Consider the following 19,852-nt stretch of genomic DNA (forward strand, 5'->3'; position numbering starts at 1 on the left):
TGGGGACTGGCATTAAAAAGGTTTACCTATTCTTCATGAATCCATGGTAAACTATTGTTGGCTTTACTTATAGAAACCGCGAGAGGCTATTCGTACGAATTGCCTCTTATCAGTTGGAGGTCATCATGTCGCATAAAATTTTAGTCGTTGAAGATGAGCCCACATTAGCGAGACTGCTATCCTACAATCTTAGCCAGGAAGGCTACGAGACGACCGTCATTGATCACGGCGGAGAAGGGCTGCAGGCTGCATTGCAGCGCAACTTCGACCTGATCGTTTTGGATATTATGCTGCCCGGCATGAACGGATTTGAAGTGTTGAACCGGCTGCGCCAGAACGGGGTGCGCACACCGGTGATTATTCTGACGGCTCGCAATGCGGAAGAGGAGGTCGTGCAGGGATTGAAGCACGGCGCCGATGACTACATTACGAAGCCGTTCGGCGTTGCGGAGCTGCTGGCTCGCGTGTCGGCCGTGCTGCGACGCACCCAGCAGGATGAGGCGGAGCCTGTCGTGACGAACGAGAAGGTCATTACGGCGGGAGAATTATCCATCTATCCGGAGAAATACGAGGTGATCGTCCACGGCGAACCGATTCCGCTGCGGCCGAAGGAGTTCGAGGTGCTGCTGTATCTGGTGCAGCGTCCAGGCATGGTCATTACCCGCGACGATCTGATGAATGTCGTGTGGGGATTCGATTACATCGGAGGACAGCGTACGGTCGATGTGCATGTCAGCTCATTGCGCAAGAAGCTGGAGCTCGGCCAGCAGTCCGTTCAGATTGAATCCATCCGAGGCGTCGGCTACAAGCTCGTGATGCCGAAGAAGCTCTCAAGTCCGAAGTGACGGACTTGAGAGCTTCTTTTATTTGGGCTGCCAGGACAGCATTTTGCGCTGGAACTGCTTGGGCGAGCAGTCGTTGTATTTTTTGAACATCTTGTAGAAGTGGGCCATATTCGGCATGCCAATCTCTTCGCCGACCTGCGAGATGCTGAGATCCTTCGTCAGCAGTATGCGTTCCGCCCACTTCACCTTCCGGTAGTTGACATATTCCGTGAAGGACATGCCGATCGCCTTCTTGAAGTACTTGACGAAATAATAATAGCTCATATTGGCGATGCGGCACACTTCCTCCACCTGGATACGATCTGTCAAATGATTCTCCACATAGTCCAGCACGGGCTTCAAGCGAACGGTATCGAAGCTGTCCTGCTCCATCAGAACCTTGCGGTGGTCGTTGCGAAGCAGAATCAGCAGAATTTGCTTGATCAGAATGCTGACCGCGAGCTCGTAGCCCCTCTCCTTGTGCGTAGCCTCGTTCAAAATCTGCTGCATGCATGCGGCGGTCCCGCGCCGCGCCTCCTCGTTGTCCCGATAGATGTAATTCGCCTTGCTGAGCGGCGTATGGGTCTCCGAGAAGTAGCGCATATAAGGGATGGAGCCATGATCGAAGAACTGCTCCAGATCGAACTGAAGCACAATATAATCCAGCTCGTTAAAGCTGCGGTCGCGATGCAGCTCATGCGCCCCGACGATGACGATGTCGCCCGGCTTAAGCAGGAACACTTCGTCCATCAGGCAGAGCTCCAGCTTGCCATGCAGCACGAGCAGCAGTTCCAGCTGCTTGTGATAATGCCAATGAATATAGTCGGACTGATTGCGTCTCGAGCGAAATGTGCGCAGAGACAATAGCGGATTCTCGTAGCGCACCTTCTCGTTGTAAGCTTCCATTCCTGCTTCCCTCCATCCAAGCCCATTACTTCAATCCGTGTATTCGCTTGAATTGATCCGGGCTCATCCCCTCCAGGCGCTTGAAGACGGAGCTGTAGTAGCTGGCAGACTCGAAGCCGACGCGTTCTGCCACCTCGTACAGCCGAATGCCGCCCTCACGGAACATCAATTCCTTGCTCCGGTTAATTCGTTCCCGGTTCATATATTCCATCGGCCGCATATGAAGCGCCCGCTTGAACAACTGGCACAAGTATTGCGGCGTGACCGCGATATGGTCAGCCAGCTCCTTGATCGTGACCGGCTGGTCATAGTGACGTTCCATATATTGCAATACGGGTCTAAGCTTCGCGTAACCCCATTCCGCCGCCTGAGAGCCGGGGCCGGTCGTCTTCAACAACTCCAGCAGCAGCGTGTAGAGGAGCTGGGAATAGTCGATCCCGCCATAGTCCTTGCCGGCTTGCGTCATATTATAGATATCGCCGATTAGCGAGGCAATCCGTTCCGGCTCCGACACATGATGAATGCCTGTGCCTGCCAGACCTGCCCGCTGCAGCAGCGGAGAAGCGAGACTGCCCCGGAAGCTGATCCAATAGACGTCCCAATCCCCTTCTACAGCGAAGTACGCATGGGGCTCGTGCGGATAGAGGCAGAATCCTTGGCCGGGTGAGATCGTCCATTCCCTGTCTCCAGCCTGAAGCTTGCCCCTTCCGGATACGGTCTGCAGCCATTGATAATCGGGATGGCCGTTCTCCCGATACGTGGTCTCTTGATGGTCCCAGTGACCGACGCTGACCAGATAGACGGGCAAGCGCTCGTCCAATTCCGTCAATGTGGGAAATGCTCTGAAATCCAAGCGCACTTGCCCCTTTCTTTGCGGCTGCCCGGTTGTCTCGACAAGATGGTTTCATTATAGCATAATCCGCTCCTTCACATTTTAACATTGCGTTTACATTGCGTTGCCACTGGGATGATTCTTAGGTCCTATAGTAACAATTAGATAGGAATGGAAAATCAATTGGAAGGGTGTGGGCTGGTGGCTGCAACGATTGTGGAGAGAGCAAGGGAGCAGAGTTCGATCGATGCGGCAGCTCGGGACACGATAGCGACGACATCCATGAACGGGAGACTGCGGGAGCATGTGCAAGAGGTTCCTGCAGTCCCTGCCGAACTGACCTGCAGAGAAGCCATTGCTGTATTTCGCCGGAACGGACATAGCGAGTGTATTGTTATAGCCGACGAACGACGAAGACCGATCGGTATGTTGATGAGAAATAAATTTTACTTGAAGCTGGGCCACCGGTTCAGCGCGGATCTCTATTATGAGAAGCCGGTTACGCATCTGGCGGATGCTTCCCCCCTTGTCGTGGATGCGTCCATGCCGCCACAAGCCGTCATTGACATGGCGCTGAGCAGGAGCGACGACACGATCTACGATTGCGTTATCGTCACCCATGGGGAGAGGGTGGTTGGAGCGCTCACGATGTCCCATATGCTTAAGCTGTCGCAGGAGCTTCAGCAAGAGGCGATGGAAGAGCAGATGCGCGTCGTTGCTTCTGTGGTTACCCGAATGAACGAGATTGAGCAAGGCATCAGCAGCGTGCAGCATTCCAGTGTGCAAGGCGAAGAAGCGTCCGTCGAGATGGTGGACTTGACTCTCTCGGGCAAGAACGGGCTGGACAAGATGACGGAAGCATTCCGCCAGATGGCAGCCAGCTCCGTCCTGCAAGAGGCGAACATGAAGGAGCTGATGAGCGAAGTGGGCTCCATCAGCGGCGTATCGCGGCTAATCAAGGATCTGGCGGAGCAGAGCAATCTGCTGGCGATCAACGCTTCTATTGAGGCAGCGCGCGCCGGCGAGCACGGCAAGGGCTTCGCTGTCGTGGCAAGCGAGGTGATGAAGCTGGCGAGCGAGACGAAGCGGTCGGCGACGGCCATTACCTCAACGACGGAAGCGATTGTAAAGGCGATTGGAGAAACGGCGCAGATCGTGGAGCAGGGCAGAGAAATAACCGCGAGCAGTGAGGCGCATGTGCGGGATACGGAGCATATTTTCAACGGATTGTTCAAGGCGGCGGCCGGCAATCGGAGCGGACAGAAGGAGATCAGAGAGCTGTCGGACCGTGCCCATCGCCATTCCTGTCATGTAGCGGAGGAGATGGAGGGGCTCTATCGTTCCTATCGGCAAGGATTGCAAATCGATGATCGCATATAGCATTTTTTTAACACGGAATTTACAAAACAAGAATACGGCATTAACAATCAGTCAGTAATATAGGGAATGTAAGAACGAGCCAAACAGATACTTTCTATGAGGAGTGGTAGAGTTGACTAAGAGCAAGACTATCAAGGGGATCATTATGACGGCAATGGCGGCAATGCTGGTATTCACGGCGGCGTGCGGCAACAATGGAGGCAACGAAGGTTCCGCGGGCAACGGCGGCGGCAACAACACAGCGACGAACGCACCAGCGACAGAGAAACCGGCTGAAAACACAGACAAAAAGCTGAGCGGCGAAATCAAGGTGGACGGTTCCAGCACGGTATTCCCGCTTACGGAAGCGGCAGCGGAAGAATTCAGAGCAGTACAGCCTGACGTTCGCGTACCTGTAGGCGTGTCCGGCACAGGCGGCGGCTTCAAGCAATTCTGCGCAGGCGAGATCGCGATCTCCGATGCGTCCCGTCCGATTAAAGACAGCGAAGCGGAGACTTGCAAAGCCAACGGCATCGAGTTCACAGAGCTGTCTGTCGCATTCGACGGCTTGTCCGTTGTCGTAAGCAAGGAGAACGACTTCATCGATCACCTGACGGTTGAAGAACTGAACAAAATCTTCAAAACAGGCAGCACGGTAATGAAGTGGAGCGATGTTCGCGACGGATGGCCTGCAGAAGAGATCGTGATGTTCTCGCCAGGCGCCGATTCCGGCACATACGACTACTTCAATGAAGCGATTCTGGACAAAGAAGGCATCCGCAACGACAACATCTCCTTCAGCGAAGACGACAACACGCTGGTTGTCGGAATCTCCGGCAGCAAGTACGGCATCGGCTACTTTGGTTATGCCTACTACGAAGAGAATCAAGACAAATTGAAGGTTGTTCCGATCGATGGCGGCACTGGCGCGATCGCACCGTCTTACGATACGATCAAAGACGGCTCTTATTCTCCGCTGTCCCGTCCGTTGTTCATCTATGTGAGCAACAAGGAACTTGAGCGTCCTGAAGTGAGCGAGTTCGTCAACTTCTATATTAACAACATCGGCTCCATGGCGGGCGAAGTGGGCTACGTTGCGCTTCCTGACGAGCAATATGCCGAGCAAGCTGCAAAACTGAAATAATTCATGTAAAACTTTCCGAGAAAGCCGGGTGAGAAATGTGATGTCTCGTGGGACATCACATTTTTCTCGCCGGATATGTTAACGAATTGTAAATGTAAGAGGGAGGATGCTGTATGCCGCGCAATGCATTATCAACGAGCGACAAGGCGCAAGTCATACCTGCAACATCATTCAAAAACAGCCGCAAGAGCATCATGAATGCGGTAATGCCGGTCCTGCTGTTTCTATGTGCGATCGTGTCCGTGATGACTACGATAGGTATCGTCGTAACTCTTGCTACGGAAACCTACCAATTCTTCAAGAAAATTCCGATATTCGATTTCCTGTTCGGGACGACCTGGTCGCCGCTTATTCCTCCGAAGAGCTTCGGCATATTGCCGCTGCTGGGAGGTACGCTTCTCATTACAGTCATCGCTTGTCTCGTTGCGGTTCCGCTGGGACTGGCAAGTGCGATCTACTTGTCGGAGTACGCGCCCAAGGGCGTGCGCAAGATCGTCAAGCCGGTGCTGGAAGTGCTTGCCGGCGTGCCGACGATCGTCTACGGTTACTTCGCGCTTAGCATCGTAACCCCGATCATTCAACAGATTTTTAGCGGAACTGGCATCTTCAACGCACTGAGTGCGGGCATCGTCGTCGGCATTATGATAATCCCGATGGTCAGCTCATTGAGTGAGGATGCGATGTCCGCTGTACCGAGATCGCTGCGCGACGGAGCTTATGCGCTGGGCGCAACGAAGTTCGAGGTGGCGCTGAAGATCGTTGTGCCTGCCGCCTTCTCCGGTATTGTGGCTTCCGCTGTATTGGCCTTCTCGCGGGCAATCGGCGAGACGATGATCGTGACGCTGGCTGCCGGCTCCACGCCTAATCTGACGTTGAACCCGCTGGAGAGCATCCAGACGATGACGGCCTACATCGTTCAAGTCAGCCTTGGCGATACGCCGCACGGCACGGTGGAATACGGCTCGATCTTTGCAGTGGGTATGACCTTGTTCGTCATTACCTTCCTGCTTAATATTCTTGCCCAGTATGTAGCAAGACGATTCAGGGAGGAATACTGATATGTCCATCTTTCAAGACGCGAACCGGAAGCAGATCGCGAATCGGCGTACGATCGACTTCGTGCTTCATATATTATTCGTCATCGCGACATCGATAGGTGTAATCGCACTGTGCGTCCTGTTGATCGATATCATCATCGACGGCCTGGCGCGCCTTCAACCGCAGCTGTTCACGGAATTCCCTTCCCGGAAAGCCGACAACTCCGGCATGAAGTCGGCGATCGTCGGCACGATATACATGCTGATGATTATGGCGCCTGTATCCTTCATATTCGGCGTAGGCGCAGCGATCTATCTGGAGGAATACGCGAAGAAGAACTGGCTGACTCGACTCATTCAGCTGAATATCAGCACGCTCGCGGGCGTTCCATCCATTGTATACGGCATACTCGGCCTCGCGCTGTTCGTCAGGCTGCTGTCGCTGGAGAAAAGCTTGCTTGCAGGTGCGCTCACGATGACGCTGCTCGTACTGCCGATCATTATCGTCTCCGCGCAAGAAGCGATACGCGCGGTTCCGAAGTCCAGGCGCGACGCTTCGTTCGCACTGGGCGCCACGAAGTGGCAGACGGTATCCCGTTCGGTGATGCCATCCGCGCTGCCTGGCGTATTGACGGGCGTCATTCTGGCGATGTCCCGCGCAATCGGCGAGACGGCGCCGCTGGTCATGATCGGCGCCTTGACGTATGTAGCCTTTCTGCCCGAGAGCATCATGGATTCCTTCTCCGTCATACCGATTCAGGTATACAACTGGCTGTCGAAGCCTCAGCCGGAGTTCAAGGAGCTTGCAGCAAGCGGCATTATCGTCCTGATGGCTCTGCTCTTGCTTATGAACTTCTCGGCGATTCTGCTGCGCAACAAGTATCAGAAAAATGTGTAATGACGACTTTCGTGGAGGGAAAGCAATGCGAACATTAATCGATATACAAAAACTGAATTTATTCTATGGTGAATTCCATGCGCTAAAAAATGTCTCGCTTACGATACCGGAAAAAGCCATTACGGCGTTCATCGGACCGTCCGGCTGCGGCAAGTCAACCTTGCTCCGTACATTGAACCGGATGAACGACATGATTCCCGGCACGCGTATCGAGGGCGGACTATCAATCGGCGGGACAGAGATCTATTCCAACGAAGTGGACGTCGAGACGCTGCGCAAGAAGGTCGGCATGGTGTTCCAGCAGCCTAACCCGTTCCCCAAGTCGATCTATGACAATATCGCCTACGGACCGCGTCTGCACGGCACCAACAGCAAGAAAGAGCTGGATGAGATCGTGGAGAGAAGTCTTCGTCAAGCGGCGCTGTGGGATGAAGTGAAGGATCATTTGAAGCGTTCTGCGCTGTCGATCTCCGGCGGTCAGCAGCAGCGGCTCTGTATCGCACGAGCGCTTGCGGTCAATCCCGACATTCTGCTGATGGACGAAGCGACGTCTGCGCTTGATCCCATCTCCACGCTGAAGATCGAGGAGCTGGCGCAAGAGCTGAAGTCGGAATATACGATCGTCATGGTTACGCACAACATGCATCAGGCGGCCCGCGTATCGAACCAGACGGTATTCTTCCTGAACGGCGAAGTGGTGGAGTATTCCGATACAGAGAAGCTGTTCTCCAATCCGACCGATCAACGGACGGAAGATTATATTAGCGGCCGCTTCGGCTAATACACGATAGGAGGAACAAAGGGTATGATGGCAACGCGCAAAGAGTTCGATCTCGGGCTGGAGCAGCTTCACAATCTGCTGGTCGAGATGGGAGCGTTCGTGAAGAAGGCTTTGGACGATTCGGTGGAGGCATTGAAGAATGTTGACGTAGAAGCCGCCCAGGCGGTCATTGACAAGGATATCGAGCTGAACAGCATGGAAGAAGATGTGATGGAGCTGGGCTCCAAGCTTATTGCCACCCAGCAGCCTGTAGCCAAGGATCTGCGACGCATTCTGTCCGCCTTCCGGATAGCGAGCGATCTGGAGCGCATGGGCGACCTGTCCGTCGATATTGCGAAGGTGGTGCTGCGGCTTGACGGCCAGGAATTGATCAAGCCGCTGATCGACCTTCCGCGAATGGCGGAAATTATCGGAACGATGACCGACGAATCGATTCAGTCCTTCGTGCAGGAGAATGTGGATCTCGCCTACAAGATGGCGAAGGACGACGATCAGGTCGATATGCTGTACGGGCAGATTACGCGCGAGCTGTCGCTGATGATGATGGAGAATCCCCGCAATATCGCCCAAGCGTCGCTGCTTAGCTTCGTAGGGCGCTACATGGAGCGATTCGGGGATCATGCGACGAATATCGGCGAAAGTGTCGTATACCTCGTGACTGGAACCCGTCCCGACCTGAATATGTAGACCTGCGACCGCAGAGGCAGAACGATATGCTGACGCGGTCCTTTTTATGTCGGAATTAGTCGTATTTTACCGAAATTTAACGAATCTCAGTAGTTCATTTCACATATATCGGTTAATATTGGTATAGGTACATAGTAACGTGATTACGAATGAGGAGTTCGTTATGGGAGCAGTAGGGAGCGGATTATGGAACAGGGAGCTCATGCATACGGCTGATCGGCACTGGATCGGCGGTTTTGCGACTCTATATTTGCAGCTGCGGAAGCCGAACGAGCATACGGGGAAGGCGCTTCAAGTCTGGGAACGTGAAACGGATGGATTGTTCTGGAAGCAGCAGATAGGGGAAGAATGCTACTATTTTGTAAGAAGCGCCCAGGGTGATCGAACGATGCAAGCCATCGTTCAAGAAGCGGCAAGCCGTCTTATGCGGGGGCTGGGCGACATAGCCGGCTTGCGGGATGAAGATGGAGAAGGCCGCTTCCGTATAGGGACGGCTTGCTCCGCAAGTCCGTCTCCGGAATTGACAATGGAAGCGGTGCTCCATGGGATGATCATGGAAGCCAGAGCGCAGGCGGCGGCGTCTTCGCCAGTTGAAGAAGAGAAGCGGAGAGGGAGCATGGTTATGCTGGAGAGAGGCTTCACCATCGGCCGCCTTGCTTCGCCCATTCCGGAATTCCAGCCCCATGCTCGCGTGTCGGATATCGCCCAGCTGTTCCATACGCGCCCGCGCGAGCAAGGAGCGGCAATTGTCAGCGAAGGCACGCCGCTCGGGCTGATCATGAAGGAGAAGCTGCATCAGCTGCTGGCGGGACAGTTCGGCTTGCCGCTCTATTACAACAGGCCGGTTGAGAAAATTATGGAAAGCCAGCCGCTGGTCGTAGATGAAGGGATGCCGGTGGAAGAGGTGTCCCAACTGGCGATGTCGCGCGAATACTCCGATCTGTACGACGTGGTGCTCATTACTAGAGAAGAACGGCTCATCGGGGCGGCATCCATAAGGGCGATTCTGGAGAGCATTACGGCGCTGAGGACCGAGGTGGCCCGTACGGCCAATCCGCTTACCGGACTGCCCGGCAATGCCAGCATTCATGCGGAACTGGCGGGAAGAATGGCAGAGAAGCGACCGTTCGCCATCATCTATGCGGATCTGGATTATTTCAAGTGGTTCAACGATTGCTTCGGATTCGGCTTGGGCGACGAGTTGATTCGTTACCTGGCCGGTCTGCTTAACGATGCCATATCCCGCTACGGAGAAGAGAGCGGGTTCATCGGCCATATCGGCGGAGACGACTTCATCGCGATGCTGTCTCCCGAATCAGCGGATCGAATGTGCGAGGAATTGATTGAACGATTCGATAATGGAGTGAAAGCCTTCTATGGCGGCGTTCAGATCGCTGGAGTAGAAGACAGGAACGGCAATACAGTGAATCAGGAGGGCGTTACCCTGTCCTTGTCGGTACTGTACTGCACCCATGAGTTCTCCCAGCCGCTGGAGGACATAGCCAAGTACGCTGCCAAGCTGAAGAAGCGGGCCAAGCTCGTGAAGGGAAGCGTATACGTCACGGAGCAACTATCCCGGATGGGACATGCACATGGAGAGGAACGAGTGGCACCATGAGAGGGCAATGGTTAGGAAAGGAAGACAAGCTGATGGAATACGAGCCGGTACGTTACTGCGGCATGATTTATCTATCATGGACATGGCAGGATCATGAGGCTGCCTCCGCCTCCGATGTCCGCTTGCTTGGAAGGCTGTGGCGCGCATATGCGGCCGAGAAGGTCGAGCAAGTATTGCGCATGTCGCTGCTGACGTCCACTCCCCAATGGATGAACGACGATCTGTTCGTGTCGATCGATCTTCCTCCAGGGAACAAGGGCGAACTGGAGGAATGGATGCTTGAGCATACGTACGGCATGATGCGCCATTGGGAGAGCGAATTCCATCAATATGCTTCGAGCATGACGGACACGGCACACAGAGGCAAACTGCTCGTAGGCATATCCGTCGTCGCCAAGGATGCGTCGTTGGGGAAATTGAATCTGTGGTATGAGGCGTCTAAAGCGGCTATTCTGCACGGACAGTCTCCGGGCTCGATGGAGCACAGCTTGAGGAGGAAAGCATTCCACAGGCTGCTGACACAGCAGGACGGTCTATACCCCGTCTATCAGCCCATCGTCTCGTTGTCGGGCGGGCTCATATTCGGGTATGAAGCGTTGACGCGGCTGAATGACCGCAGCTGGTTCGACGGCCCGCTGCCCCTGTTCCACTTCGCGGATGCGGAAGGGCAGCTGTATGCGCTGGAGAGGATCGCAAGGGAGCGGGCAATCGGCGGCTGCTTCGGTCTCGCGCGCAGGCAGAAGCTGTTCATTAACGTCAATGCGCAAATTATGGAATCTCCAGAATTTCTGCCGGGACAGACGATGAGCTTGCTGGAGGAGCAGCAGCTTGATCCGCAGCATGTCGTATTCGAAATAACAGAACGAAGCGCCATCAGGGACTTCAACGCCTTCAAGCGCGTCATGGAGCATTATCGCAATCAAGGCTACCAGATCGCCATTGACGACGTGGGCGCCGGGTATTCCTCACTGCAATCCATCGTTGAGCTGAGGCCGGATTACTTGAAGGTGGACCGGTCCATTATCCATAACGTGCACGAAGATGAGATGAAGCGCCATATCCTTCAGACGCTGCAGGACATTGCCTGCAAGATGGGCGTCTCCGTCATTGCCGAAGGCATCGAGCAGGAAGCGGAGCTTCAGTTGCTGAGAGAGGTTGGCGTTCATTATGCACAGGGGTATTTGCTGGGAAGGCCGCGGCCTTTTTTCAATTAACAGGTGTAACAGGCTTTTCTCGGGCGACGATGCTGGGGAAGAGCCTGTTTTGTGTTATGATAGAAAGCGTAGGTCAGGTAAGGAAAGGGGCTGCACAAGCTAATGGATAAATGGATGTTGATTGACGGCAATAGCATTGCCTACCGGGCTTTCTTCGCAATGCCGCCGCTTACGAATTCAGCAGGATTACATACAAATGCCATATTCGGATTTACTACTATGCTGCTCAAGCTGTTGGAAGAGCATAAACCGACTCATGTGCTGGTAGCGTTCGATGCGGGCAAGGTAACCTTCCGGCACGAAAGCTACAGCGAGTACAAGGGAGGCCGTCAGAAGACGCCGCCTGAGCTGTCGGAGCAATTCCCCGTGCTGAAGGATCTGATCGATGCATTCGGCATTCAGCAGTATGAGCTGAACGGGTACGAGGCGGACGACATCATCGGCACGCTGACGAAGCAAGCGGACGAGCAAGGGGCGGAGGCCGTCGTCGTGACGGGAGACAAGGACTTGCTGCAGCTGGCTTCGGATCGCGTCACGGTCGCCGTCACGCGCAAGGGCGTCAGCGAAGTGGAGCTGTATACGCCTGCATTCATCGATGAGAAGTATGGGCTTAAGCCGTTGCAGATTATTGATCTGAAGGGATTAATGGGCGATGCGTCCGACAATATTCCCGGCGTGCCCGGGGTGGGGGAGAAGACGGCGCTGAAGCTGCTTCACGAGCATGGGTCCGTGGAGAATGTGCTTGCCAATCTGGACAAGCTCAAGGGCAAGCTGAAGGAGCGGCTGGAGACGCATGCCGGCGACGCTGAATTGAGCAAGAAGCTGGCGACGATCTACCGCGAGGTGCCGGTTGAACGCAGCGGGGAGGATATTCGCTACAGCGGCTATGATGCCGCTGCGCTGGGAGAAGCGTTCCGCAAGCTGGAGTTCAAGTCGCTGAGCGAGCGGCTGGATCTGCAAGCTGAAGGCGGAGCATCGGCCTCGGAGGCGAAGGCCGCCGCAGACGAGCTGACTGTGAAGGCGATCGAGGCCGGAGGCGGCGACAAGGAGCTGGCAGAGCTGCTGGAACGGCTGCGGTCAGGCGCAGAACACGGCCTGTATATTGAAGCGGTTGGGGACAATCCGCATCATGCCGAGCTGCTGGGCATGGCCGTCGCGCTGGAGGACGCCGTGTATGTCCTGAGTATGGACGCTGTAAAGGGAGATTCGGCAGAGTCGTTCCGCGAGTGGCTGGCGGAAGAATCGGCAGGAAAATCCGGCTACGATATGCACAAGGCTGAGCTTGCGCTTCATTGGGCGGGCTTGAAACTGGGAGGCGCAGCGTTCGATGTGCAGCTGGCCGCTTATCTGCTGGACCCCACGGAGGGCTCGCAGCCGCTCTCCGGCATATGCGAGCGGCAAGGCGTAGCCGGCCCTTCGTCCGATGAGACGGTATACGGCAAGGGCGCCAAGTTCAAGGTGCCGGACGACGAGACGCTGCACCGTCACCTGGCCTTGAAGGCCGATGCCGTGCGCAGGCTGCAGCCTGTTCTGACCGCGGAGCTGGAGCGGACGAATATGAAGGAGCTGTACATCGATCTGGAACAGCCGTTATCCCGCATTCTTGCAGGGATGGAGCTGCAGGGCATTCAGGTGGAGAAGGGAGAGCTGGAGCGTCTCGGCGCGGAGCTGGAGGATACGCTGACGACGACGATCAGCGAGATCTACCGGCTGGCCGGTACGGAGTTCAAGATCAACTCGCCGAAGCAGCTGGGCGAGGTGCTGTTCGAACGGCTGGGGCTGAAGGCGACAAAGAAGACGAAGACCGGTTATTCCACAGATGCGGAAGTGCTGGAAGGGTTGGCGAAGGAACACGAGATTATCCCTTACATTCTTCACTACCGCCAGCTGGCGAAGCTGCAGTCGACTTATGTAGAGGGGCTGCTGAAGGAGGTCCGTGAAGAGACGGGCAAGATCCATACGTATTACCGCCAGACGATCGCGGCGACGGGGCGGCTCAGCAGCCAGTTCCCGAACCTGCAGAACATTCCGATCCGGCTGGAGGAAGGACGGAAGATCCGCAAGGCGTTCCTGCCGTCGGAGCCGGGCTGGAGCATTCTGGCTGCGGACTACTCGCAGATCGAGCTGCGTGTGCTGGCGCACATATCCGGCGACGAGCGGCTGAAGGAAGCGTTCCTCCACGACATGGATATTCATACAAAGACAGCGATGGACGTCTTCGGCGTAGCCGCCGATGCGGTGGATGCCAATATGCGCCGTTCCGCCAAGGCGGTCAACTTCGGCATCGTCTACGGCATCAGCGCCTTCGGCTTGTCCCGGAATCTGGACATTACGCCGACGGAAGCGGGCCGGTTCATCGATCAGTACTTCGCCGTCTTCCAGGGCGTGCGCAAGTTCATGGATGAGATCGTCGTCCAGGCGAAGCTGGACGGCTATGTGACGACGCTGCTGGAGCGGAGGCGCTATCTGCCGGAGATCAAATCGTCGAACTTCAATCTGCGCTCCTTCGCGGAGCGTACAGCGATGAATACGCCGATTCAAGGAAGCGCGGCGGACATTATCAAGCTGGCGATGGTGCAGATGGACAAGGCGCTGAAGGAGCGGGGGCTGCGCAGCCGCATGCTGCTGCAGGTGCACGATGAATTGGTATTCGAGGTTCCGGCGGACGAGCTGGATACGATGAAGAAGCTCCTTCCAGAGGTGATGTCCGCGGCCATCAAGCTGGATGTGCCGCTTAAAGCGGATGTCAGCTTCGGAGATAATTGGTATGAGGCGAAATAAACTTGTCACAAGCTTCGCAGCCCCTTTTGCAGTATAATGATGCAAGAGGTGAGGAGACATGCCAGAACTGCCAGAGGTAGAGACTGTCAGAAGAACATTGAACGAGCAAGTCGCCGGCCGGACGATTCGCACGGTTACGGTCAAGCTTCCGCGCATTATACAGCGTCCCGCGGAGCCTGAGCAATTCCAGGACGCGCTGGCGGGACGTACGATACAGAAGGTTGAACGGAGAGGCAAGTTCCTGCGCATCGTGCTGGACGGGCTGGTGCTCGTCTCGCATCTGCGCATGGAGGGACGTTACGGGGTGTTCCCGTCGGAGGAGCCTCCCGAGCTTCATACGCATGTGCTGTTCCATCTGGACGACGGGACGGACTTGCGTTACAAGGATGTCAGACAATTCGGCACGATGCACCTGTTCCTGCCCGGCGAGGAGTTCCGTCAGGCGCCGCTGGCGAAGCTGGGCATCGAGCCGCTGGGACCCGACTTCACGCTGCAGGCGCTGCGCGACAGGGTCGGCAAGCGTACTTCGCGCATTAAGCCGCTGCTGCTGAACCAGGAGCTGATTGTCGGACTGGGCAATATCTATGTCGACGAAGCGCTGTTCCAGGCGCGCATCCATCCGGAGAGAACGCCCGACACCCTGAAGCCTGCAGAGTGGAAGAGGCTGCATGAAGCGATTCGCACGACGCTGTCTTCAGCGGTTGAGGCAGGCGGTTCATCCATCAAGTCGTATGTGAATGGACAAGGCGAGATGGGGATGTTCCAGCAGCAGTTGCTCGTATACGGCCGCAAGGATGAAGCTTGCTCCGTATGCGGCAAGCCGATCGTGAAGTTTGTCGTCGGCGGCAGGGGAACGCATATATGCCCGCGCTGTCAGCCGATGAAGCGATGAGATTCACTTCAGCCCATCTCCCGCATATGATGAAGTTATCACCTTGAGGCTTCGTCTAGCGGGGAGGGACCTGGACTTTGGAATGGATTGCTCACTTGTTGTCAGTGCTTGTGCTTGCGCTTGCTGTCAGTCTGGACGGCTTCGGCGTCGGCGTGACTTATGGACTTAGACGGATTCGGATTCCGTTCGTATCCGTGCTGATTATCGCATGCTGTTCGGGCTTTATAATATGGCTGTCGATGGGAGCCGGCGAATGGCTGCGGGGCTACGTCTCCGAGATCGCGGCCAAGGCTATCGGCGCAGCGATCCTGATCGGGATCGGCTGCTGGGCGCTTATTCAATTGGGACGCAGCAGAGGCTTGCACGAAGAAGATAGCGATGTCGGAAGTTCGCTTAGTTCGGTTGACGCTCGGTCGCTTGATTCTGAGAACAGAGGAGAAGGCCTTAGACGGCCCGCGGCAACCGTATTGTCGGTGGAGCTGAAGCGTCTCGGCCTTGTTATCCAGATATTGCGCTCGCCGCAAGCGGCAGACGTCGACCGCTCCGGCATTATATCGCCATCCGAGGCTGTAATGCTAGGCGTCGCCTTGTCGCTGGATGCTCTTGGCGCCGGACTAGGCGCAGCATTGCTGGGGCTGCCGCCAATCATGACGGCTATCGTCATTGCCTGCTCCAGTGCTCTGTTCCTGATGGCGGGCACTTGGCTCGGCATACGCTTCGCGGCGAGAAGAGGCATGCAGGCATTAAGTGTCGTACCGGGAATATTATTAATACTGATGGGCATTATGAAGCTGTTGTAAGAAGGTGGTGATGGGATGATCATAGGATTGACCGGCGGGATTGCCAGCGGCAAGAGCACGGTTGCCCGTATGCTAACGGAGCACGGCGCGGCGCTGGTGGATGCCGATCAGGTCGCCAGAGAGGTCGTGTTGCCCGGCGAACCCGCGCTGGAGGCAATCGCCTCCGCATTCGGACAAGCTGTCCTCCACGAAGACGGTTCTTTGAACAGGGAAGCGTTGGGGGCCATCGTGTTCCATGACAAGGAACAACTGACGCGGCTTGAAGCGATTACGCATCCCGCAATTCGCAAGGCTATGGCCGAGCGTATACAGCAGTACGCGACGGAGGACCCCGAACGGCTTATAGTAGCGGACATACCGCTGCTTTACGAGACGAACGCGGAGAGGCGGTATGAAGGGGTTATGGTGGTCTATGTTCCGGCTTCCATGCAAGTAGAGCGTCTCATGCAGCGCAACGGTTTGCCGCGCGAGGAAGCGGAGCGGAGAGTGTCGCTCCAGATGGACATCGAGGAGAAGCGAAGACGGGCAGACTGGGTCATCGACAATACCGGCTCTCAGGAGCAGACGGAGGCTCAGATCATTTCTTTTTTGGACAATAAGGATAGGACATCATGAGAATGCGTATGAAGAAACGATATTTACTCTTGGCGATAATCGCCATAGTGGGCTTGCTGTTCCTGAAGGCGGACTGGCTGGCCAAGTGGATGTATCCGATTCATTATAAGGATGACATACGGGCGAGTGCTTCCAGCTACGGAGTGGAGCCCCATCTCGTGGCGGCCATTATTCGAGCGGAATCTAACTACTCGACAGGCAGACAATCCAGCAAAGGGGCGCTGGGGCTAATGCAACTTATGCCGAATACGGCGAATTGGGTTGTGGAGCGTGCGGGCTTCCAAGCTGTAGACGAAGAGATGCTCTTGCATCGGGCGGATGTCAGCATAGAAGTAGGCACATGGTATTTGAAGTCGCTTCACGATCAATTCGACGGCAATGCGATTGCGGCGGTAGCTGCCTACAATGCGGGTCCGGGACATGTGCGGAAGTGGCTTGATTCCGGCACCTGGGACGGCCAGATGAAGAGTGTGAAGTCCGTCCCGTTCGGGGAGACGCGGCACTATGTACAACGGGTATTTTATTACTATAATAAGTACAAGGACTTGTATCCGAGCTTCTAATTGGACAAGATAACATATAGCAGTTGCTCACGGAACATGAACGAAGCCTTGGAGGGCTTGCCGCTTCATGGACAAGCCGCTCTCAAGGCTTTTGTTATTCATACAAGCTTAATGAATCATTATTTTTGGCCAGCCAGGGATTGCTCGGCAATTTGAACCAGGCGACGGGTAATGTAACCACCGAGGGAGCCTGCGTCTCTTGTTGCCATGTTCCCATAGTAGCCGTCCTGCGGAATTGCGATACCCAGCTCTTGTGCGACCTCAAATTTCATTTGGTCCAGAGCTGCTGTCGCTTGCGGCACGACCAATTGGTTGCTGCTGCGGTTTGCACTCATTGATTGTCACCTCCTTGCGGTTGGTAACTGTATTATGTGCGTTATTCCGAGTTTCATAACAGGAAACGATTGGAAGAGAAAATTTTTTATCAAAATGACATCAGGAAGGAGGAAGAGGGATGAAGTGTCCATACTGCGACTACGCAGGAACGAAGGTGCTGGACTCCAGGCCGGCGAATGAAAACAAGTCGATTCGCAGACGCCGCGAGTGCGAGCAGTGCAAGAGCAGATTCACGACGTTCGAGATGATTGAAGAGACGCCGCTAATCGTCATTAAGAAGGATGGCAGCCGGGAAGAATTCAGCCGGGACAAAATACTGCGCGGTCTGATTCGGGCATGCGAGAAGCGTCCGGTGTCGGTAGAACGGCTGGAGGTGATCGTATCGGAGGTAGAGAAGGAGCTGCGGACGACCGCCCACGCCGAGATTGACAGCAGCGAGATCGGTACGATCGTCATGAATCTGCTCTATCCTGTCGACGAGGTAGCTTACGTGCGCTTCGCATCGGTCTATCGCCAATTCAAGGATATCGACATGTTCATGAAGGAGCTTAACAGCTTGCTGTCGAAGCATCCGATGAACGGCGGAAGTGAACATAAAGGTTAAACTTGTCAAGGGCAAGTGGCATGGCATGAAGGTTGCGGCAGAAGACGATTGAGGATTTGATGAGAAATTCTGGCGATCTGCGCGGCGACCTTCTGCAGCTTGACGTGCAGATGTTGGTTACTGCCCCTGAGTTGAAGCGGCGGCAGTTGTACGCCGGTATAAGCATGACGATGATCGGCTACGGGGAGATGCTCTGGGAGCGGGCTTCTTCCTCCGGCGGCTGGGTAAGTTGAGCAACGGCAAGCTTTGCTTCCGCTTCAAGCGGCTTGGGGACGTATCGCTGAAGGCGATGGGGAGTGTATGTTTCTCAAGAGTAAGATCCGTATAAAAAAAGATGTGTTGACAAAAATTGCACTCGTGTGATATTATAAATCTTGTCGTGATTCGGGAAATTGATTCCAGTTTAGCTAGAATTACAACCTTAGTTATTCACACCAAATGATATTATGGGGCCTTAGCTCAGCTGGGAGAGCGCATCGCTGGCAGCGATGAGGTCAGGGGTTCGATCCCCCTAGGCTCCATACAAAGAGAACGCCGTCACAATTCGTGATGGCGTTTTTCGTATGGAGCCCCGCAAGGGGGCGAACCCGGGGTTCAGTCCGCGCGCAGGGAGTGGAAGGGATGCTTCGAAGAATACGCTTCAAACGGACGAGCACGGCGTCTGAATCTACCGCTAAAAGTCCTCGTCGAGTAGCTTCGTCAGTCTATAATCAGGATTCGGACATCCCATAATGGAAATGCGAGCATATGCGAGGCATATCCCCCTAGGCTCCATACGAAGAGAACGCCGTCACAATTCGTGATGGCGTTTTTCGTATGGAGCCCCGCAAGGGGGCGAACCCGGGGTTCAGTCCGCGCGCAGGGAGTGAATGATACACTTCCTGAAATGGAAGATGACTCAGCTGTCGGGGTCCCCGCAAAGTAATCGGAATAGGCTTTGAAGGTTATCGACACTTTGTGGGGTATGAAATTCAAGGCCCGTATGATCTTCTCTCAAATGGAACACATTATGATAACGTTCATTCGGAATAAATGAGTAGTTCAAAATGTTGATGGTAACACATTTCTTCAGTTCCTAGTATGTCTGCCCTTCCTGCAACTGGCTGGAGTAGCGTTTGCTCCAGTAAAAAAGCGTTCGTTTTTCGATATCGTATTTATTGAAAAGCTGCATCTCGATATTAATCAGTTTTCCTTCAATCGTCTTTGTCCAAATATCGAAGATGGACTGTTTGTCGAGCGGAGCATCTTTATCCGTATATGGATTGAGCAGAACGATTTCCGTTAAAAGAGCTTCGCCGGATTCCGCAAATGTACGATTCAGGAAAGCGAGAAGTACATCCTTGTTTTCTTCACTGCCAAAAATACGTTTGAAGACGAAATCATTTCGGGGATCAAGCAGTTCCGGCATTTGACAATCAACTCCATTTCTTCTTATTATACCATGCTATCAGACTGATTTTGAAGGTGGTGTCGAGGGTCACCAAAAAGCATTCTGCCGAATTTTTTTGCGGTTTCTTTGTGAACGGAAGGCAGGATATGGCTGTATGTGTCCAGAGTTACACGAATGTCAGAATGGCCCAATATTTCCTTGACTACCTTAGGATTGATATTGCGACTTAACATTAACGTGGCAACGGTATGCCGTAAATCATCATGAAAGCGAATTTTTGGTATTTCAGCCTTCTTCATAAGTGAGTAGAAGGAACGGAGTAAATTTCTTGGATTGATAGGAATGCCTCGTTTGGGTCCTAGTAGATTGACGCATTCCAGTCAGTTCAAAAGCGATATATAGTTCATGCTTTTCGGATGCTTTAAGAAATCGCGTTGATTCATTTAAATCCCATACCATAACCGTCATTATTTATATACGAAGACAACGCCGTTTAAAGGCGGTCATCAGTCTTTTCGTTACTACTTAGGTCCATTCGGTACGAGGCACGCTTGATGGAGCTATGTGAGCA

The 19,852-nt window shown here is 54.4% G+C and carries 20 protein-coding genes, 1 tRNA gene and 1 pseudogene; 17 read left to right on the top strand and 5 right to left on the bottom strand.

Annotation, left to right across the window (positions count from 1 at the left end; all coding sequences use genetic code 11):
• Positions 1–125 precede the first annotated feature (125 nt).
• A complete protein-coding gene (locus tag M6D81_RS17225; protein ID WP_262678152.1) occupies positions 126–845 on the top strand; it encodes a response regulator transcription factor in 720 nt (239 codons plus the stop codon).
• 18 nt (positions 846–863) lie between these two features.
• On the opposite strand, the gene M6D81_RS17230 is transcribed toward M6D81_RS17225, so the two are convergent.
• Entirely contained in the window at positions 864–1,730 is an 867-nt protein-coding gene (locus M6D81_RS17230; RefSeq protein ID WP_262678153.1) for a helix-turn-helix domain-containing protein, read from the bottom strand.
• Between the two features lie 25 nt (positions 1,731–1,755).
• A complete protein-coding gene (locus M6D81_RS17235; protein WP_262678154.1) occupies positions 1,756–2,583 on the bottom strand; it encodes an AraC family transcriptional regulator in 828 nt (275 codons plus the stop codon).
• A 180-nt stretch (positions 2,584–2,763) separates the two neighbouring features.
• Between M6D81_RS17235 and M6D81_RS17240 the strand changes: the two genes are divergently transcribed.
• The 13 genes from M6D81_RS17240 (at position 2,764) to M6D81_RS17300 (ending at position 16,951) form a co-directional block, all read left to right on the top strand.
• Complete coding sequence (locus tag M6D81_RS17240) at positions 2,764–3,942, top strand: methyl-accepting chemotaxis protein (RefSeq protein ID WP_262678155.1); 1,179 nt, start codon at positions 2,764–2,766, stop codon at positions 3,940–3,942.
• A gap of 112 nt (positions 3,943–4,054) precedes the next feature.
• Positions 4,055–5,065, top strand: coding sequence for a PstS family phosphate ABC transporter substrate-binding protein (locus M6D81_RS17245; protein WP_262678156.1), 1,011 nt, complete (start codon positions 4,055–4,057; stop codon positions 5,063–5,065).
• Positions 5,066–5,259: 194 nt separating this feature from the next.
• Entirely contained in the window at positions 5,260–6,123 is an 864-nt protein-coding gene (gene pstC, locus M6D81_RS17250; protein WP_410795752.1) for a phosphate ABC transporter permease subunit PstC, read from the top strand.
• Between the two features lies 1 nt (position 6,124).
• The gene (pstA, locus tag M6D81_RS17255; RefSeq protein WP_262678158.1) at positions 6,125–7,000 is read left to right on the top strand and encodes a phosphate ABC transporter permease PstA; all 876 of its coding nucleotides are present in this window, start codon (positions 6,125–6,127) and stop codon (positions 6,998–7,000) included.
• Positions 7,001–7,025: 25 nt separating this feature from the next.
• Positions 7,026–7,781: a phosphate ABC transporter ATP-binding protein PstB gene (gene pstB / locus M6D81_RS17260; RefSeq protein WP_262678159.1), complete on the top strand. Its 756-nt coding sequence runs from the start codon at positions 7,026–7,028 to the stop codon at positions 7,779–7,781.
• A gap of 27 nt (positions 7,782–7,808) precedes the next feature.
• Entirely contained in the window at positions 7,809–8,468 is a 660-nt protein-coding gene (gene phoU / locus M6D81_RS17265) for a phosphate signaling complex protein PhoU (RefSeq protein ID WP_262678174.1), read from the top strand.
• 163 nt (positions 8,469–8,631) lie between these two features.
• Positions 8,632–10,086 carry a GGDEF domain-containing protein gene (locus M6D81_RS17270; protein WP_262678160.1) on the top strand — a complete coding sequence of 485 codons (1,455 nt, stop codon included), beginning with the start codon at positions 8,632–8,634 and terminating at the stop codon, positions 10,084–10,086.
• The gene (locus M6D81_RS17275) at positions 10,083–11,300 is read left to right on the top strand and encodes an EAL domain-containing protein (RefSeq protein ID WP_262678161.1); all 1,218 of its coding nucleotides are present in this window, start codon (positions 10,083–10,085) and stop codon (positions 11,298–11,300) included. Before M6D81_RS17270 ends, M6D81_RS17275 begins: the two co-directional genes overlap by 4 nt.
• 102 nt (positions 11,301–11,402) lie before the next feature.
• A complete protein-coding gene (gene polA / locus M6D81_RS17280) occupies positions 11,403–14,081 on the top strand; it encodes a DNA polymerase I (protein WP_262678162.1) in 2,679 nt (892 codons plus the stop codon).
• A 58-nt stretch (positions 14,082–14,139) separates the two neighbouring features.
• Complete coding sequence (mutM, locus tag M6D81_RS17285) at positions 14,140–14,973, top strand: DNA-formamidopyrimidine glycosylase (RefSeq protein WP_262678163.1); 834 nt, start codon at positions 14,140–14,142, stop codon at positions 14,971–14,973.
• Between the two features lie 86 nt (positions 14,974–15,059).
• A complete protein-coding gene (gene ytaF / locus M6D81_RS17290) occupies positions 15,060–15,773 on the top strand; it encodes a sporulation membrane protein YtaF (protein ID WP_262678175.1) in 714 nt (237 codons plus the stop codon).
• Positions 15,774–15,788: 15 nt separating this feature from the next.
• Positions 15,789–16,388, top strand: a complete 600-nt coding sequence (gene coaE, locus M6D81_RS17295) for a dephospho-CoA kinase (protein WP_262678164.1) — start codon at positions 15,789–15,791, stop codon at positions 16,386–16,388.
• Positions 16,385–16,951, top strand: coding sequence for a lytic transglycosylase domain-containing protein (locus tag M6D81_RS17300; protein ID WP_262678165.1), 567 nt, complete (start codon positions 16,385–16,387; stop codon positions 16,949–16,951). Before coaE ends, M6D81_RS17300 begins: the two co-directional genes overlap by 4 nt.
• Positions 16,952–17,070: 119 nt before the next feature.
• Here M6D81_RS17300 and M6D81_RS17305 read toward each other — a convergent pair whose 3' ends face one another.
• A complete protein-coding gene (locus M6D81_RS17305; protein WP_262678166.1) occupies positions 17,071–17,286 on the bottom strand; it encodes an alpha/beta-type small acid-soluble spore protein in 216 nt (71 codons plus the stop codon).
• A 119-nt stretch (positions 17,287–17,405) separates the two neighbouring features.
• Between M6D81_RS17305 and nrdR the strand changes: the two genes are divergently transcribed.
• From nrdR to M6D81_RS17320, 3 genes are all read left to right on the top strand, one after another.
• Positions 17,406–17,891 carry a transcriptional regulator NrdR gene (nrdR, locus tag M6D81_RS17310; RefSeq protein WP_262678167.1) on the top strand — a complete coding sequence of 162 codons (486 nt, stop codon included), beginning with the start codon at positions 17,406–17,408 and terminating at the stop codon, positions 17,889–17,891.
• A gap of 56 nt (positions 17,892–17,947) precedes the next feature.
• Positions 17,948–18,124, top strand: coding sequence for a hypothetical protein (locus M6D81_RS17315; RefSeq protein WP_262678168.1), 177 nt, complete (start codon positions 17,948–17,950; stop codon positions 18,122–18,124).
• A 215-nt stretch (positions 18,125–18,339) separates the two neighbouring features.
• A tRNA-Ala gene (locus M6D81_RS17320) sits at positions 18,340–18,412 on the top strand.
• A gap of 452 nt (positions 18,413–18,864) precedes the next feature.
• Here M6D81_RS17320 and M6D81_RS17325 read toward each other — a convergent pair.
• A pseudogene (locus M6D81_RS17325) lies at positions 18,865–19,299 on the bottom strand (Rpn family recombination-promoting nuclease/putative transposase); the annotation flags it as partial.
• Between the two features lie 26 nt (positions 19,300–19,325).
• Positions 19,326–19,661, bottom strand: coding sequence for a tyrosine-type recombinase/integrase (locus M6D81_RS17330; RefSeq protein ID WP_317259141.1), 336 nt, complete (start codon positions 19,659–19,661; stop codon positions 19,326–19,328).
• Positions 19,662–19,852: the final 191 nt, after the last annotated feature.

Origin of the sequence: Paenibacillus sp. J5C2022, assembly GCF_025567625.1 — a bacterium.
GTDB lineage: Bacteria > Bacillota > Bacilli > Paenibacillales > Paenibacillaceae > Pristimantibacillus.

What these genes read in the sequence shown, in the direction of transcription:
- M6D81_RS17225 (WP_262678152.1), top strand. Translation starts at nt 126, where the DNA reads ATGTCGCATAAAATTTTAGTCGTTGAAGATGAGCCCACATTAGCGAGA.
- M6D81_RS17230 (WP_262678153.1), bottom strand. Translation starts at nt 1,730, where the DNA reads ATGGAAGCTTACAACGAGAAGGTGCGCTACGAGAATCCGCTATTGTCT.
- pstC (WP_410795752.1), top strand. Translation starts at nt 5,260, where the DNA reads ATGAATGCGGTAATGCCGGTCCTGCTGTTTCTATGTGCGATCGTGTCC.
- pstA (WP_262678158.1), top strand. Translation starts at nt 6,125, where the DNA reads ATGTCCATCTTTCAAGACGCGAACCGGAAGCAGATCGCGAATCGGCGT.
- pstB (WP_262678159.1), top strand. Translation starts at nt 7,026, where the DNA reads ATGCGAACATTAATCGATATACAAAAACTGAATTTATTCTATGGTGAA.
- phoU (WP_262678174.1), top strand. Translation starts at nt 7,809, where the DNA reads ATGGCAACGCGCAAAGAGTTCGATCTCGGGCTGGAGCAGCTTCACAAT.
- M6D81_RS17270 (WP_262678160.1), top strand. Translation starts at nt 8,632, where the DNA reads ATGGGAGCAGTAGGGAGCGGATTATGGAACAGGGAGCTCATGCATACG.
- M6D81_RS17275 (WP_262678161.1), top strand. Translation starts at nt 10,083, where the DNA reads ATGAGAGGGCAATGGTTAGGAAAGGAAGACAAGCTGATGGAATACGAG.
- polA (WP_262678162.1), top strand. Translation starts at nt 11,403, where the DNA reads ATGGATAAATGGATGTTGATTGACGGCAATAGCATTGCCTACCGGGCT.
- mutM (WP_262678163.1), top strand. Translation starts at nt 14,140, where the DNA reads ATGCCAGAACTGCCAGAGGTAGAGACTGTCAGAAGAACATTGAACGAG.
- coaE (WP_262678164.1), top strand. Translation starts at nt 15,789, where the DNA reads ATGATCATAGGATTGACCGGCGGGATTGCCAGCGGCAAGAGCACGGTT.
- M6D81_RS17300 (WP_262678165.1), top strand. Translation starts at nt 16,385, where the DNA reads ATGAGAATGCGTATGAAGAAACGATATTTACTCTTGGCGATAATCGCC.
- M6D81_RS17305 (WP_262678166.1), bottom strand. Translation starts at nt 17,286, where the DNA reads ATGAGTGCAAACCGCAGCAGCAACCAATTGGTCGTGCCGCAAGCGACA.
- nrdR (WP_262678167.1), top strand. Translation starts at nt 17,406, where the DNA reads ATGAAGTGTCCATACTGCGACTACGCAGGAACGAAGGTGCTGGACTCC.